This window comes from Fontibacillus panacisegetis, from assembly GCF_900102215.1.
GTDB classification, from domain to species: domain Bacteria; phylum Bacillota; class Bacilli; order Paenibacillales; family Paenibacillaceae; genus Fontibacillus; species Fontibacillus panacisegetis.
Genome location: NZ_FNBG01000006.1, coordinates 98,445 through 113,561 on the forward strand (window position 1 = coordinate 98,445; position 15,117 = coordinate 113,561).

Annotated in this window: 15 protein-coding genes; 7 read left to right on the plus strand and 8 right to left on the minus strand. The window is 42.6% G+C overall.

Annotation, left to right across the window (positions count from 1 at the left end; genetic code table 11):
* Nucleotides 1–5: 5 nt before the first annotated feature.
* Together BLS49_RS07665 and lipA are read right to left on the minus strand one after the other, a co-directional pair.
* A complete protein-coding gene (locus BLS49_RS07665) occupies nt 6–347 on the minus strand; it encodes a YutD family protein (RefSeq protein WP_091228077.1) in 342 nt (113 codons plus the stop codon).
* Between the two features lie 26 nt (nt 348–373).
* Nucleotides 374–1,273, minus strand: a complete 900-nt coding sequence (gene lipA / locus BLS49_RS07670; protein WP_091228078.1) for a lipoyl synthase — start codon at nt 1,271–1,273, stop codon at nt 374–376.
* 154 nt (nt 1,274–1,427) lie between these two features.
* On the opposite strand from lipA, the gene BLS49_RS07675 reads away from it, so the two are divergent.
* Nucleotides 1,428–2,486: a M23 family metallopeptidase gene (locus BLS49_RS07675; protein ID WP_245742297.1), complete on the plus strand. Its 1,059-nt coding sequence runs from the start codon at nt 1,428–1,430 to the stop codon at nt 2,484–2,486.
* A 560-nt stretch (nt 2,487–3,046) separates the two neighbouring features.
* Here the strand turns inward: BLS49_RS07675 and yunB are convergent.
* The 3 genes from yunB to BLS49_RS07690 form a co-directional block, all read right to left on the minus strand.
* Nucleotides 3,047–3,850: a sporulation protein YunB gene (gene yunB / locus BLS49_RS07680; RefSeq protein WP_091228080.1), complete on the minus strand. Its 804-nt coding sequence runs from the start codon at nt 3,848–3,850 to the stop codon at nt 3,047–3,049.
* 77 nt (nt 3,851–3,927) lie between these two features.
* The gene (locus BLS49_RS07685) at nt 3,928–5,619 is read right to left on the minus strand and encodes a methyl-accepting chemotaxis protein (RefSeq protein WP_091228081.1); all 1,692 of its coding nucleotides are present in this window, start codon (nt 5,617–5,619) and stop codon (nt 3,928–3,930) included.
* Between the two features lie 325 nt (nt 5,620–5,944).
* Entirely contained in the window at nt 5,945–6,772 is an 828-nt protein-coding gene (locus BLS49_RS07690; protein ID WP_091228083.1) for a Cof-type HAD-IIB family hydrolase, read from the minus strand.
* 202 nt (nt 6,773–6,974) lie between these two features.
* On the opposite strand from BLS49_RS07690, the gene BLS49_RS07695 reads away from it, so the two are divergent.
* From BLS49_RS07695 to nadE, 5 genes are read left to right on the plus strand one after another with little or no spacing between them, the layout of a single operon-like run.
* Nucleotides 6,975–7,751, plus strand: a complete 777-nt coding sequence (locus tag BLS49_RS07695; RefSeq protein WP_091228085.1) for an NUDIX domain-containing protein — start codon at nt 6,975–6,977, stop codon at nt 7,749–7,751.
* Between the two features lie 30 nt (nt 7,752–7,781).
* A complete protein-coding gene (locus BLS49_RS07700) occupies nt 7,782–8,342 on the plus strand; it encodes a cysteine hydrolase family protein (protein ID WP_091228087.1) in 561 nt (186 codons plus the stop codon).
* 31 nt (nt 8,343–8,373) lie between these two features.
* The gene (locus tag BLS49_RS07705; protein ID WP_091228089.1) at nt 8,374–9,867 is read left to right on the plus strand and encodes a nicotinate phosphoribosyltransferase; all 1,494 of its coding nucleotides are present in this window, start codon (nt 8,374–8,376) and stop codon (nt 9,865–9,867) included.
* 18 nt (nt 9,868–9,885) lie between these two features.
* Nucleotides 9,886–10,500, plus strand: a complete 615-nt coding sequence (nadD, locus tag BLS49_RS07710; RefSeq protein ID WP_091228090.1) for a nicotinate (nicotinamide) nucleotide adenylyltransferase — start codon at nt 9,886–9,888, stop codon at nt 10,498–10,500.
* A gap of 18 nt (nt 10,501–10,518) precedes the next feature.
* The gene (nadE, locus tag BLS49_RS07715) at nt 10,519–11,337 is read left to right on the plus strand and encodes an ammonia-dependent NAD(+) synthetase (RefSeq protein WP_091228092.1); all 819 of its coding nucleotides are present in this window, start codon (nt 10,519–10,521) and stop codon (nt 11,335–11,337) included.
* 414 nt (nt 11,338–11,751) lie between these two features.
* Here the strand turns inward: nadE and BLS49_RS07720 are convergent, their stop codons facing one another.
* The 3 genes from BLS49_RS07720 to BLS49_RS07730 all read right to left on the minus strand — a co-directional run bounded on the left by BLS49_RS07720 (nt 11,752) and on the right by BLS49_RS07730 (nt 14,651).
* Nucleotides 11,752–12,861 carry a serine hydrolase gene (locus tag BLS49_RS07720; protein WP_091228094.1) on the minus strand — a complete coding sequence of 370 codons (1,110 nt, stop codon included), beginning with the start codon at nt 12,859–12,861 and terminating at the stop codon, nt 11,752–11,754.
* Between the two features lie 294 nt (nt 12,862–13,155).
* Nucleotides 13,156–13,947: a TrmH family RNA methyltransferase gene (locus BLS49_RS07725; protein WP_091228097.1), complete on the minus strand. Its 792-nt coding sequence runs from the start codon at nt 13,945–13,947 to the stop codon at nt 13,156–13,158.
* 26 nt (nt 13,948–13,973) lie between these two features.
* Nucleotides 13,974–14,651 carry a potassium channel family protein gene (locus BLS49_RS07730; RefSeq protein ID WP_091228099.1) on the minus strand — a complete coding sequence of 226 codons (678 nt, stop codon included), beginning with the start codon at nt 14,649–14,651 and terminating at the stop codon, nt 13,974–13,976.
* Nucleotides 14,652–14,803: 152 nt separating this feature from the next.
* Here BLS49_RS07730 and sspI point away from each other — a divergent pair, with 152 nt between their 5' ends.
* Nucleotides 14,804–15,037 (plus strand): small acid-soluble spore protein SspI, encoded by a 234-nt coding sequence (gene sspI, locus BLS49_RS07735; RefSeq protein WP_091228101.1) that lies wholly within the window; start codon nt 14,804–14,806, stop codon nt 15,035–15,037.
* Nucleotides 15,038–15,117 lie beyond the last annotated feature (80 nt).

The following is a 15,117-nucleotide window of genomic DNA, read 5'->3' on the forward strand; positions in this document are numbered from 1 at the left end:
GTTCCTTATTCGGGAACCGTTGTTGTTTCTTCTCCGTTAGGAGCTACTTTAGAATTTGCCTGATCTTTTGAATTGTCTTTGGTCTTCTGCAGTACAAAGTACTTGCATCCAAAATTACAATACTCATTAATGTAATCTGTAATACCTGAAAAAGCGGTATCACGGTTTACCTTTGGATGATTATCCCGCAAAAAGCCCTTCAGACGAAGCTTCTCGTAGCCCCAATCACCAATAATGTAATCGTATCGGTCTAACACTTCACTATATCTCTGCTTAAATGCCTCTGCATCCCAGGCATCCTTGTAGTTTTGAATCAATTCATAGGTTCTGCCGCCAATTTGAATCACTGGCCTACCTCCCTTATCACCATCACCTAATTGGGTGCAGCTGCGCCTTCTCGACGGCTTTTTGCCGAATTAACCTGCTCATGCGCATGATAAGAACTACGAACCAATGGTCCCGATTCTACGTGACTGAATCCACGTTTCATGCCCTCTTTCTTAAGCTCGGCAAATTGCTCAGGTGTATAATATTTCTCAACATGCAAATGCTGCGGTGATGGCTGTAAATACTGACCTATCGTCAAAATATCGCAGTCTATCTCGCGCAAATCATCCATTGCCTGCAGTATTTCATCCCATTCTTCACCTACACCCAGCATAATACTGGATTTCGTTGGTATGTTCGGCTTCATCGCCTTTGCCCGCTTAAGAAGCTCAAGAGAACGACGATATTTAGCCTTGGCTCTCACTCGGTCAGACATGCGCTCCACAGTCTCAATATTATGATTGAGAATATCAGGGTTAGCTTCCATCACAACACGAAGCGATTCTTCATTTCCTAGGAAATCCGGTATTAGCACCTCAACAGAGCATAGTGGCAGGCGTCCTCGTATAGCTTTAATTGTCTCCGCAAAAATGAAGGCTCCCCCATCATTCAAATCATCTCGAGCAACACTAGTCACAACGCAATGACGCAGGTTCATATTCTCGGCAGCTTCAGCAACTCGCTTCGGCTCTTCCAAATCAAGCTCCGTCGGCATCCCTGTATTAACAGCGCAAAAACGACATGCTCTCGTACAAATATCACCCAAAATCATAAAAGTAGCTGTTCGATTTGCCCAACATTCATAAATATTCGGACAACGTGCTTCCTCACATACAGTATGCAACGTTTTGGATCGCATCATTTCTTTGATGTTCTGATAGTTATCTCCGGTTGTCAGTTTGATTCGGATCCAATCCGGTTTAGGTTCTTTGACATGTTTAGACAAGGCAAGAGACCTTCCTTCTCGTGGAATAGCTATAGCGCCATTTATTATACCATGAATCAGATGGAAAAACCTACTGTTTGAATTGGAATAAAAACACAAGTTTTGTCCAACCTAAGGGGTGCGAGTTTTAAAATTCAAAGGAGGACATCTTCCGTTGAGATCTTATGTTCAGTTCGGCAAAAAAAGTATCCGCTGTCTCATTTGCACAGTCATGATCTCTTTCCTGTGCACCATTTCCGGATTTGGAGCAGTTGCAGCCGAAGCTCCTGGAACTCCAGATTCAACACACAGCAAAAGTGTTTACGAACTAAGACGAAGCCTGTACGAGGAAATCGGTATCCTCACGCAAGTTCCATGGTATTGGCTCGCCGCAGTCGATCAATATGAGCGTACGATAACACCTCGTGGCAAGGTAGCGAAAAAGGATAAGGAGCGACTGGTAGGACTTCAATTTAAGGATGAAGTATGGGCCGGCGCACTCAATCCGAATCCCGGTGATATGAATCCTGCGACGATCAGTCTGTTTGGGGGACTTGGCAGAGACGCTACTGCTGACGGAAATGCAGATCCCGGAAATGACCGGGACGCCTTATTTACAATGGCTTCCTATTTGCTTGGCTTTGGCTTTGATGATGAGGATTTTCGTATCGCTTTGTGGCGGTACTACCAAAACGACTCTTCTGTCTCCCGAATCCGTCAATTCGCCAAAATTTACAAAACCTTTAACCAGATCGACCTGTCAGCCAGCGCATTTCCGCTTCCCGTGAAGAGTATCTACACTTTCCGGGATACTTGGGGAGATCGACGGGGATGGGGCGGGCTGCGAACTCATGAAGGAACAGATCTTTTCGCCTCTTATGGAGTTCCTGTTCGCAGCGTCTGCTACGGAATTGTTGAGACTAAAGGCTGGAACCCTTACGGCGGATGGCGAATCGGTATTCGCGACCTGTCCAACCGATATCATTATTATGCCCATCTACAAGGCTACGAAAAAAATATTGAAATCGGTGATGTAGTGAAGCCTGGACAAGGAGTTGGCTGGGTAGGCAGCAGTGGGTACGGTCCTCCCGGAACGCAAGGCAGATTCCCCCCTCATCTCCACTACGGAATATACCGTGACACCGGATCAACCGAGTGGGCGTTTAATCCTTATCCACTGTTACGTCAATGGGAGAAGGAAGAGTGGGTTCGTATCAAGAAAGGAAAGAAGTAGGGACAAAAAACTGCAAACCTACAGTTTTTATGAGCAGCAACACTCTCCATAAAGAAAAGGGGTTGTCCCAAAAGTAGAGTTAGTGTCAAAACTAGAAATAGCGGTGCAAGGAAGATGATCCCTGCACCGCTTGATTCCGCCACATTCCATGACTGTATCTCATGTGTAATAGTGTCATGATGCGGAATTTCTGAAATTCCTGCAAATATACAGGCTTTGTTTATGTAAAGCCTCTAAACGCCCTGAATTGCTGCAAATGTGCAGGCATTCTCTAAGGATTCTCTTCAAACTAGTCTATTCTGAACCATATTCCTGCATTTTTGCAGGAATATGGTTCATCCTTTCATGGCTACTTTAAAAAAACTGTATTTTTGCATCCTTTTCCTGATATCTTGCCTTTACACTGCTAAACAAGAAGCGAATTTTAAAGGAGATAGGCTACTGAGGAGAAAAAAGATGCACTTTCTCTTTTACAACAATTTCTCTGCACGAGCTGTTAGTCGGCATAAAATCTCACAATTTACCATTTAATTTATCTTTCATCCCATTAAGCACCCACTCTAATGCTCTCTACTTCCATTCTTCCCTTCTTTCTGATCATTACTCTGCTGCGGATTTGAATTCAGACCAGTCTCTGACTGCTGGTTGTTATTAGGAAGTGCCGGAATAGAGATATTTGGAGCATTGGCCTTATCCCCAACCGGGTTGCCTTTGCTATCGTAATAATACATCGGAACATCACCAACAACGAGCAAATAAGACACTGGAATTTCTGTCTCAACAGACTGTGGCTCCATATCAAAAGGAACTACAACTGCAAGCTCGGTCTTTACACGCAAATACACTTCAACAAGAATCATATTAATTCCCGCATCCTCTTGCCGGGTGTTCAAATCTACCTTCACATCACCTTTGGGCTCGATCTTAATCGGAATACTCGGTCCAAAGGAGGCAATAATCGGACTCCCTAATGCCTGACCAAGCGGAATATGCTCCGATAATCCGGATACCTCATCCAACGCCGAACGAACCGTCTGGATCGTATCAGAAGTAATTTTCATATGTGATGAATAATTCAGCATAAAACCAGACACTTTACCCGATGCATCCGTCTTCCAATTAATGAGTTCATCAATATTACCGTGATTCGCTACTTGTGCAGCAATCGCATCATTAATCGATTCAGTGGCGATTTGTTTTACACGTATTTTGGCCAAATGCATAATCGGTTCTCTCATCCGGCTCTCGACATATTGAAAAAAATATATAAAGCTGAAGATCATGATGATTGTAATAATGAGCCACCATTTTCTTCTTCCACGCGGTCTTCTTCTTCGGCTACGCCACCCTCGTCTTCTAAACATCTTCTCCCTCCCCCGGCAGCCGATTACTACTTATACAAGTTATGCGGGACAGGGTAAAAAAAGAAGATTCTCCTGGATTAACTTATTATTTTGAATTTTCCTAACGCTAATTTCAGTTCATTGGAAACTTCGTGCAGACTGGATGAGGCGGAATTTATCTCTTCGATCGCTCCCTGCTGGCTAGTTGTTGCTGACGCCACCTGCCGAGAGCTTGCACTAGCAGCTTGAGCAATCTCTGAAATCATAGTGACCGAAGCAGTAATTTGTTCAATTCCCGCAGACATTTGCTCTGCCGTAGCGGCAAGCTGCTCCATCTGCTCTGCTATTTGTGTACTCGATTCAACAATCTCGTCAAAACTCTCCTCTGTCTTGTTCGTTAACTCTAATCCAAGCTGTACTTCTTGTGTTGCTTCAGTCATGGCTCTTATCGAAGACTTCGTATTCGAATTAATATCACCTAGCAAATTTCCGATCGTTTCAGATACCTGATTTGTTTGATCAGCGAGCTTCCGCACTTCGGAAGCAACGACCGCAAATCCTCTTCCATCTTCACCCGCTCGGGCAGCTTCAATAGAAGCATTCAAAGCCAGCAGGCCTGTCTGCTGCGCAATATTTTGAATCATCCCTAGCATTTCTGTAATTTCTTGCGATTTCTCATCAAGCTGTCTTATCATAAACTCAGTATTCCGAACAGATCGATCAATTATATGCATCTGCTGTACGGTCTTCTTTACATAGCCGTTACCAACTAACGCATGTTGCTGAGCCAGTCCCATCTCTTCGGAGACATCGACTGCATGTTCAGCTATACTTTGTATCCCAAAAGCGATTTCCTCAACAGCCTTTGCATTCTCAGCCGTACTCTGTGTCTGACTGTCTGCTCCTTTAGCTACCTGCTCAATGGAGTTAACGATCCGAGACGATTCTTCAGTTGTCTTCTTGGCTATCTCCCCAAGTTGATCCGTAGCTGTCGTTACTTTTCCGGAAGCATGCAATCCGTGCTGAACAAGCTCCTTTAGATTCTCACCCATTCTATTAAAGCTATAGGCCAACTCCCCTATCTCATCTTTGCCAAGCCCATCGATAGTTGTAGTGAAATCCCCCTCACCCGCGCGTTCCATAGCCTTAGTTAATGTTCTGAGCCTGTTTTTCATTCTGCCGATATACCACACGATCAGGACAATCGCAACAACAATTGCGATAACTATAACTACAAAAAACCAGCTAATAAACGAAGATGTAATCTCGTTGATCAAACTTTGCGACGCCCCTACATAGAAAATACCGATAATTTGGCCGTCTGCGCCTATGATAGGCTCATAAGCAGCTTGATATGTATGACCAACCACAACCGCTTCGCCATAGTATTTTTGCCCACTTTTTAAAACGGTCTTCTCCACTTTCCCGGATACGGTCGTTCCTACCGCTCTTTCGCCCTCATTCATCACATTTGTGGCTACCCTTGTATTTCCTTGAAAAATCGTCACAGTGTCGCCTGTCATTTCACCAATTTCATCAACAAGATCAAAATTTCCATTTATCTTCAAACTACCTTTATAGAGCTCTCCGTCTTGAATCAGCCAATCACCCGCGTATTTACTATCGATAAACTGACTAGCTAATTCTAGATCACTTTTTGCCTTTTCCTCAGCAAACGTCTTAATTCCCTGCTCCATCTGTTCTATAGCCACAACAGCTATCGCGGCAGCAAATACGATCATCATTCCAATCACGATCATACCAATTTTGGTTCCAACACTGCGCCTCATAAATTCCCCCCCTACTTATATGAAATATGTAGATAGAACAACGCTACATAATATACAGAGATTATAGATGAATAAATATTTATTAAGTAGTAAAAAAGCAACCGAAATCCCACTATCTAGGGGATCAAAAGAAAGTTAATTCAAATTTCATCTATTCCATCAAAAGTTGTTATAAAAAAGTACTAAGCATAATGAATCCTTCGAGCTAGAAAACAAAGGCCAGGCTTGGGATATCCCCTAGCGCTGGCCTTAAAATATATATCCATAGTTCAATCCTGTGCTACCCAAATCTCCGGTTAAACTTCGCAAACAGATGTTCAGCAAGTCAACTTCGGGGCAATACCTGCTCCCTTAGAATAAACTCCTCCACTACCTTGGCCACGCCATCTTCCATATTACTATCTGTTACATAGTTGGCAATTTGTTTAATATCATCAGGTGCATTTCCCATAGCCACACCTAATCCGGCAAACTCAATCATCGCAAGGTCATTATAACTGTCTCCGATAGCAATGACTTCATGCTGCTCAATACCTAGTTGCTGGCTGAGATGATGCAAGCTTGTCCCTTTATCTACACCCACTTCAGTGAATTCTAAGAAATATGGCTTCGAACGCATTACATTCAATTTTCCTTGGAGCTGTTGTTGTAATTTCTGTTCCAATAAGACAAGTTTTTCAGGTGCCTCTACCATCAGAACTTTTACCACGGGTTCTTGAATCGCTTCGATAAACTGATCTGTTTCTATAATAGGCATTCCCGTAATATCAGCTTCGATATCGGTATATTTGTTATTGGCGGGTGTTACGATGTCATCCCCTACGTAAGTATGAATCCAGACCTGTTCTTTTTTACTCATATTATAAAGTTCATGTACAGTAGCTGGTGATAAGGTACTGCTGAATAATTGCTCGTTAGTTGCACAATTTATAATGCTGGCTCCGTTAAAAGATAGAATAAAGCTTCCGTATTTCTCAAGCTCTAATTCTTGAGCAATATGTCTCATCGCAAATGTAGGACGACCTGATGCCAGGACCACCTTTACTCCTGCCTCTTGTGCGTCCATTAATGCTTGTTTCGTACGGGGAGAGATTGTCCGATCATCACGAAGTAGCGTATCATCCAAATCAAGTACGATCATTTTATAGTTCATCTGTCTATTCCCTTCATATCAATCTAATAAGAGTTTAATAGCTTAATAATACCATGAATTTACCTAGCTCCTAAAGAGGATACTACGTCGAGGTTGTCCTAACAATGGGAAAATGTGGTTGACAATAAGGATTCAACTTGCTATACTTCAATTAACAATATGTTAAATGTTAACTAAAAACCAATAAAGGAGTATTGGACTCATGTCAAACGAACAAGCGCTCGAACAATATGATGTGAAAAAATACAGAACACCTGACGGTTACACTTCAGATATTGCAATATTCACCATTATTTCTACACACACAGAAGCCTTTAAGCCACCTAGCATGGATCTTAAAATTATGCTCATCCAGCGCAGTATGGTAGATAGTGAAGGTCGACCTAATATTGAAGCAGGCAAATGGGCATTGCCCGGCGGATTTGTTGATCCTAACGAAACCGCTTTTCAATCAGCTATAAGAGAACTAAGAGAAGAAACCGGAGTAGATCATATTCATCTGGAGCATTTTGGAGTTTATGATAAACCTGGACGCGATCCAAGAGGATGGATTATCTCCAATGCCCATTACGCAATTGTTCCCGAACACCAGCTTGCAGGCCGACAGGCTAATGATGACGCAAGTGCAGTTGAGTTATTCTCTGTAAAAGATGTACTGGAGCTGGATCTTGCATTTGATCATGAGGGGATCATCAAAGATGCGATTTCTATCATCGAGCAAAAGTTACTTAGTACAACCGTAGCTAAAGAGTTTTTGCCCGAACATTTTACTTACTCTGAGCTGCAAGCCGTTCTGTTGACCGTCACTAATGATTCTGCTATTTCGTCAGATGCTTCTTTTGCAAGAAAAATAAAATCATTACCTTTTATCCAAGAAATATCAGGCCAAAAGACAACCCGTACATCCAAAAAACCGACTCAGCTATACCGATTTGTGGACGCAGAGGTAAACAACACGATCTATCATGCAAAAAAGTAAATCAAGTTTTTATAATAGGGAGGGATTAAAATGAACGCCAAAAAAGCTTTAATCAATATTGATTACACTTATGATTTTGTGGCTGCTGACGGTGCTTTAACCTGTGGAGAGCCGGGGCAAGCGATCGAAAGACGGATTGTGGACATTGCTAACGAGTTTATCAAAAACAATGATTACGTCGTTTTCGCCATCGATATTCATAAGCTCGGAGATACTCTTCACCCTGAAACCAGGCTGTTCCCTCCTCACAACATTGAAGGGACGGATGGACGCAAGCTGTATGGAGAGCTGGAACGTGTGTATCAGGACAACAAAAATGCTGATAACGTCTATTGGATGGATAAAACGAGATATAGTGCATTTGCAGGTACCGATCTGGAGCTTCAGCTTCGTGCTAGAGGAATTACTGAGTTGCATCTCGTAGGAGTTTGCACCGATATTTGTGTTCTTCACACAGCAGTGGATGCCTACAACAAAGGTTTTAATCTAGTTATTCACGAGGATGCGGTAGCTAGCTTTGACCAAGAAGGTCATGCATGGGCATTGCGGCATTTTAAAGGCTCGCTTGGTGCGACCATTCAAATTCAGTAAGAGCATTCAATAGTAAAGGAGGATATTTCATATGAACACTCAAGCGAATATTCACCCCCCTCAGCCGCTATATGCTGACGACAGCCTGGCACTACACACAGATAAATACCAAATCAATATGACTCAAGCCTATTGGCAGGATGGCATACATGAACGAAAAGCTGTATTCGAAGTCTATTTCCGCAAACTTCCCTTCCAGAACGGCTATGCCATTTTTGCGGGCCTCGAGAGAGTAATTAGTTACTTGCATGACTTTCGCTTCACAGACAGTGACCTGGTTTATTTAAGAGAAGAAGGATATGAAGAGAATTTTCTTGCTTATCTGGAATCGCTTCGTTTTACGGGAACCGTCCGGTCCATGAAAGAAGGAGAGCTTGTTTTTGCGAATGAACCCATCATGTGTATTGAAGCTCCCTTAGCAGAGGCTCAGCTGATCGAAACTGCTGTTCTAAACATCATCAATTACCAGACACTTATAGCCACTAAGGCTTCGCGGATCAAACAGGTTATTGGCGATGAAATCAGCATGGAATTCGGCACTCGCAGGGCGCAAGAAATGGATGCGGCTATTTGGGGAACCAGAGCTGCTTATATCGCAGGATTCGAAGCAACATCGAACATGAGAGCGGGTAAAGTTTTCGGTATTCCAACCGCTGGCACACATGCCCATGCGATGGTTCAGGCTTATCGCGACGAATACACAGCTTTCCGCAAATACGCAGAATGCCATAAAGACTGTGTATTTCTCGTCGATACGTATGACACGCTCAAATCTGGAGTACCTACTGCCATTCAGGTGGCTAAGGAGTTTGGTGACAGAATCAATTTTAAAGGCATTCGCCTGGATAGCGGTGATCTTGCTTATTTGTCGAAAGAAGCTCGTAGAATGCTGGACGAAGCAGGTTTTCCTGAGGCAAAAATATACGCTTCGAACGATCTCGACGAAGGGACCATTATGAACTTGAAGACGCAAGGTGCAAGAATCGATGTTTGGGGCATTGGCACTAAGCTAATTACAGCGTATGATCAACCTGCTCTCGGAGCCGTGTACAAACTCATTTCCATTGAAGATGAACAGGGCAACATGGTGGATACCATTAAAATTAGCGCCAATCCTGAAAAAATTTCGACACCTGGTCGTAAAAAAGTCTACCGTATTATGAACAAAACAAATCATAAATCGGAAGGCGACTACATTGCCTTGGAGGACGAAAATCCGCAAAACGAAAATCGCCTCAAAATGTTCCATCCAGTTCATACTTTTATAGCCAAATTCGTCACTAATTTCGAAGCAGTAGAGCTTCATCACACCATCATTGAAAACGGCAGATTAGTGTATCAAATACCTACGATTCAGGAGATTCAAAGCTTTGTACTGGAAAACCTGAATGTGCTGTGGGATGAATATAAACGCCTGCTGAATCCAGCGGAATATCCGGTCAATTTAAGTCAGAATTGCTGGAATAATAAAATGAAACTGATCGAAGAAGTTCGGGAAAAAGTGTATCAACGGATTCAGGAATAAGTCTTTAAGGAGGTCACTATGGCGAAAATCGGGATATACGGTTCATCATTTGACCCCATCACAAATGTCCATCTTTGGACTGCAAGCACAGTTGCCCACCGCTGCAAGCTGGATAAGATAATCTTCCTGCCTTGCTCCAACAAACGTCCGGACAAAGTGATGAATATCAGTGACGAGCATCGCTGGAACATGATATTAATGGCTATCAGAGGGAACGATAAATTTGTAGCCGATGATTATGAAATGAAGCAAATGGTGTGGGAAATCGCCACCTATTTAACTCTCAAGCATTTTAAAGAGGAATTTCCTGATGATGAGATCTATTTTATAATGGGGGCTGATCTGCTGCTTGATATCGGGGAAGGAAAATGGAAGAAATCCGAAGAGTTAATTCAGGAAAACAAATTTATCGTTATGGCCAGGGATGGCATTAACATGCTGTCTGCGATCAGTAAGTCCCCGATCCTGAGAAATGCAGATGACGGACATACCTTCCACCTCATAGATAAAGGTCTAGCGATGGAAATTAGCTCAAGCTACATTAGGGATGAATTCAAAAAAGGCGGAGAACCCCGGTATTTAGTTCCTGATGAATGCTACGATTATATGAAAGCTCACAACTTATATAAATAAATGATAGGAGTGTTGATCATGAGCGTACAACAACAAATTATTAAGGCATTGAATGTTAAACCGGTCATTGATGCACAAGAGGAAATTCGCAACCGTATTGACTTCTTAAAAGCTTATTGCAAAAAAGCACATGCCAAAGGTTTTGTACTCGGAATTAGCGGAGGTCAGGATTCCTCTCTTGCCGGACGCTTGTCTCAGCTTGCTGTTGAAGAGCTTCGTGCTGAAGGATATGAAGCTATCTTCTACGCCGTTCGTTTGCCTTATGGAGTTCAACACGATGAAGACGATGCACAAGAGGCGCTGAAATTTATTAAGCCGGACCAATCCTTAACATTCAACATTGAAAAATCCGTAGTTGCCTTGGCAGACACCTTTGTTGAATCCACGACAGGTCCTATATCTGACTACCACAAAGGTAATGTCAAAGCCAGAATGCGCATGATCGCTCAATACGCCATTGGAGGAGAACGCGGATGTCTCGTTGTAGGAACTGACCATGCAGCAGAAGCCGTCACTGGATTTTACACCAAATTTGGTGACGGCGGTGCTGACATCCTTCCACTTACCGGACTTACTAAAGGTCAAGGACGCGAGCTGTTGAAAGAGCTTGGCGCCGCAGAGCGAATTTATTTGAAAACACCAACCGCTGACCTGCTGGACAACAAACCGCAACAAGCCGATGAAACCGAGCTTGGCATTAGCTATAATGTTCTCGACGATTATCTCCTGGGCAAAACTGTTGATCCTGAGGTTCAAGCAAAAATCGAGCAACGCTACAACATTACACAGCACAAACGGGAGTTGCCTACTACGCCTTTTGATGAGTGGTGGAAGTAGCACTAACATTCAAAAAGGGCTGTCCGTACAGTGAGATAGCCGCAGTTAGTACCTAAATAGCGGAAATTCTAGCTCTAATCGCAACGGTATTGAGTACTTTAGGTGAATGAAGAGGCTGTCCCAAAAGTTATCTAAGATAACTTTGAGGGACGCTTCTTGTTTAGCAGTGTAATGGCAAGATATCAGGAAAAGGATGCAAAAATGCAGGAATATGTTTCAGAATAGACTAGTTTGAAGAGAATCCTTAGAGAAAGCCTGCACATTTGCAGCAATTTCAGGAATTCCGCATCATGACACTATTACACTTGAGATACGGTCATAGAATGTGTGGCAGGATCAAGCGGTGCAGGGATCATCTTCCTTGCACCGCTATTTCTAGTTTTGACACTAACCCTACTTTTGGGACAGCCCCTCTTACGCCAAGGCCTCAACCACTTGCTGTTTAAAGGGCTCATCCTTAAAAAATTTATTAATAAACAAGTCAAATTTCTTGTTCAGCCAAATTCGATCCGCGCCAAATGGATCATGAATAAATAAAGCAAATTGAATCTTATTTCCATTCATATCCTCAGAATAGATTACCTGATTAATTATACTGATCGATGATCCTCCTTTTTGGCCTACATAAATGAAGGGCTCGGGATTCTTCAGCTTAATCTCCATAAGCTCATGAAAAATAGGCTGCGCTTGCTCGCTGAGTAGCTTCCCTTCCTGAATATCCGCCAGCATATGTGCATACTCCTGAACGGTTGATCCTGGTAATTTTGCTGACCACAATTCCTGTAGCTTCAATCCACTCGTTTCTTGCCGATTCAATTGATCAATCCACTTGCCTTCTTCATCACTTTGCAATAAATTAAATATTTCTGAAGCTTTGTTTGCATAATCGGAATAAGATATGTCTGCAATATAAGCAGCAACCTGTTTTTTTGATAAATCTAACGTATCCATTAAATAAGAAGGGATCAGCATTGAAGAAGATAAGGGATAAATCAGATCATGCTGCTCTAACCCCCATTCCTGAATTCTATGATTAATAGCTTCAAGTCCAAGTTTCTCAATTAAAAACTCTGTGTTAGCGTTAGAGCTATACAGAATCATTCCGCGAGCTACTTCCTTCAATGTACACTTAGCTTCCAAATCTAAACCTTGTTCTTTAAGATTATCTAACCACTTCGAATGTGCTCCACCATCTGTTTTGGGGATATAAAATCGATTTAAGGATGACAAGTGTACCTCTTCAGCCACATCGATCATCCCTGCACTAACCTGTTCAGCAAATTCAGCAAGCACCATTATTTTGACAACACTCGCTAAAGGACGTTTAATCTCAGCACCCGTATTGACCAATATCTTACCATTTTCCATAACATAAAAAGATGCCCGATCCGGATTTTTCACAATAAACTTCAGGACATCCTGCTCTGTTTTTTTATCATTTATTTTTTTAAGTACTATAAGTAATAAGACTAACAGAAGGAACAGTGCAAAGATTCCCATGAAAATATATAAGACTATCATCATTGCGCTCCACTCTTCCTTTATTTTCTAAATTTTAATTAAATTATAATAGATTTTTTTACCTGTGCAAATGTAAGATAGGTTGCTTGGATGACATTGCATGAAAATATCGTTACGTTGCAAATAATCCTTGATTACTTTATCAAATTAACGTTTTATAGCAAACCAAATGGCAGCAAATCCTTGTGTTACAAGATTTTGCCGCCATTTGATTGTCTCATTCTGATGTTGCAATTTTCTCAAACTATCTTAAAATAAGTCTCGGTTTACGATATAACTCACATCAGGATTTTTTTATTAATTATAACACCGCTGCCGCAATGCCTCATACAGCAGCACAGAAGCTGCCATCGCCACATTCAATGACTCAGCCTGTCCATGCATCGGGATGAGCAAGCCGTCGTCCATTAATTCACGAACTTCCTCACTCAGCCCCTTCGCTTCACTACCGAACAGCAACCAGACTGCTCCTGTGAAGTCGTAGGTGAAGCAGTTCCCGCTCGCCTGCAGACTTGTCCCGGCAAGACGAATGCCCTGCTCTTTCGCCTGTGGCAAAATCTCTTTCAAATCACACGGCACAACAGGCAAATGGAACAAAGATCCCATCGTTGAACGTATAACCTTCGGACCATAGATGTCAGCGCAACCTCGTCCAACAATGACCCCATCTGCTCCAACTGCATCTGCACTGCGAATAATTGTACCCACATTGCCGGGGTCCTGAACTCCGTCCAATACAACAACTAGTCCATTAGGAATCTTCAACAGCCCATCTGGCGATGGATTGCCTTTGTGTACTACGGCAAAGACAGGTTGAGGTGACAAAGTATCGCTGCACTTTCCAATAACAGCTGCGGATACGCCAATCCACTCTACATCAAGACCGCCCGCTGAAACCTCTGAAAGTTCACTGGGAATCCCTTTTTCCAAATCATAACAAATACATTCAATATCCGCTTTGGCAGTCAGCGCTTCCTTCACGAGATGAATGCCTTCAATTATATATTTACCTTGCTTGTCCCTGTGCTTCTTTTCAAGCAGAGCCGCCCATTCCTTAACCCGGGAATTTTGCGATGACAATATTTCCATCACTTTGTTCATCCTTATATCTGTATTTATTCTTCGGAATAAGCTAGTTCGAGCTTCGTTAAGTCGCTCTTTTCACCAACAATAATTAGAATATCTCCATCAGCAAGCTTATCACTTGCGGCAGGTGAAATATTCATCTTGGTCCCTCGTTTAATCGCCATAACGTTACAGCCAAAGCGTGCACGAATATCAAGCTCTTTCAGGTTTTGTCCAAACATCGCTTTCGTTGCCTTTAGCTCAACAATGCTGTACTCATCCGACAGCTCAATATAATCAAGGATATTAGGCGAGGTCAAATGATGCGCAACCCGAAGCCCCATATCACGCTCTGGAAAAATAACTTTATCTGCACCAATTTTATTAAGCACTTTACCATGCAGCTCGTTCTGAGCTTTAACAACAATCAATGGCCCACCAAGATCCTTCAGTATCAACGTGGTCAAAATACTTGCTTGAATATCTTCACCAATCGCTACAACGACAACGTCAAAATTCCGAATACCAAGGGCGCGCAGCGCCTCTTCATCCGTAGAATCTGCAGTTACCGCATGTGTTACAATATTGGATACCGCTTGGGTACTATGTTCATCAGAGTCAATAGCTAGAACATCAAATCCCATACTGCTTAGCGCATTAGCAACACTAAAACCGAACCGCCCCATGCCGATAACGGCATATTGTTTTTTCGCAGCTTTGTGTGCCATAACTTTCATCACCCCATGACAAAATGGATTCGACTAAGTATACCACAATCACCAATGAATTGCGTATTTGCCCCTTTATAGTCCTGAATTTCCAGGACGCAGATCGGGAACATTAAATTTTGGGCAATTACTATTTCAAGGAGGGATACTCCGTGCCAATCACAATGGACTTGCGTCAAGCCGTTATGCACAAAATCCAAGGTAAAAACCAGGATGGACTAAAGGATATGATTGAAGGTTCCATCGATGCTCAAGAAGCAGCATTACCCGGATTAGGGGTTGTTTTTGAGGTCATCTGGAAAAATATCGATCACACCAAGCAGGATGAATTAGTCTCTGTTCTCAGCAACCAGCTTGAAGCCACGAATCTCAGACCGCTGAAATAAACAATGCCCGTCTTAAAAATAACAAGCCTTCTTCAGGCCATACCCGGCCAATTAGAAGGCTTGTTATTAATTTAAACATC